1 protein-coding gene is annotated in these 1115 nt (G+C 60.0%); it reads left to right on the forward strand.

The window, feature by feature from the left end; all coding sequences use genetic code 11:
• Nucleotides 1-1048 (forward strand): glutathionylspermidine synthase family protein (locus tag FEM54_RS32940; RefSeq protein WP_138454325.1); only part of this gene is annotated, 1048 nt, incomplete at its 5' end.
• Between the last annotated feature and the right edge of the window lie 67 nt (nt 1049-1115).

The raw sequence follows: 1115 nt of genomic DNA on the forward strand, positions 1-1115 counted from the left end.
CTACCAGTTCACGCTCGAACAAATCGAGCGCGACCTCGAAGACCCGACCACCGAGATCCATGACATGTGCATGGACCTCGTGGCCCGCGTGGTGCAGAACGAGGAACTGCTGGAACGCCTGAGCATTCCCGCGCCGTTCTTCGACATGATCCGCACTTCATGGCTCGAAGGCCACCCGCACCTGTACGGGCGCATGGACTTCTCCTACAACGGCAGCGGGCCAGCCAAACTGCTCGAGCTCAACTACGACACACCCACCAGCCTCTATGAAGCGGCGGCGTTTCAATGGGGCTGGCTGGAGCAATGCATCGAACGCGGCCTGCTGCCCAAGCACGCCGACCAGTTCAACAGCATCGACACCAAGCTGCATCAAGCCTTCGCCCAATTGCAGCTCAACCAGCCGTTCTACTTCGCCTCGATGAAAGACTCGATCGAAGACAAAGGCACCACCGACTACCTGCGCCTGGTCGCCGAAAAAGTTGGTATCGAATCCCGCCACATCGACATCGAAGACATCGGCCTCACCAGCGAAGGCCGCTTCGTCGACCTTGAGGATCGCTGGATTCCCCACCTGTTCAAACTGCACGCCTGGGAGTTCATCTTCCACGAACCCTTCGGCGCCGCGATTGCCCAGAGCGACACCCAGTTCTTCGAGCCCGCGTGGAAAGCCATCCTCTCCAACAAAGGCATCCTGCCGCTGCTGTGGGAGTTCAATAAAGGCCACCCGAACCTGCTTGCCTCCCACCTGGACCCCGACCCCGGCAAAGCCGTGCCAAAGGGCTGGGTGCGCAAACCGTTCTTCTCCCGCGAAGGCGCCAACATCGAACTGCAAACCGCCGAAGGCCTGATCGTAAAAGAAGACGGCCCCTACACGGACGCGCCGTTTATCCTTCAAGAATTTGCGCCGCTGCCGAGGTTTGGCGACAGCTACACACTGATCGGCTCCTGGGTCATCGCTGACCAAGCCGCAGGCATCGGCGTGCGCGAAGACAACAGCCTGATCACCAAGGACTCAAGCCGGTTTCTACCGCACCTGATCCTCGACTGAACCACCCCAATTGCAACGCAGCAAAGCCCAAATGTGGGAGCGGGCTTGCCCGCGATGGCGGTGAATC

Source organism: Pseudomonas edaphica (assembly GCF_005863185.1).
Lineage (GTDB): Bacteria > Pseudomonadota > Gammaproteobacteria > Pseudomonadales > Pseudomonadaceae > Aquipseudomonas > Aquipseudomonas edaphica.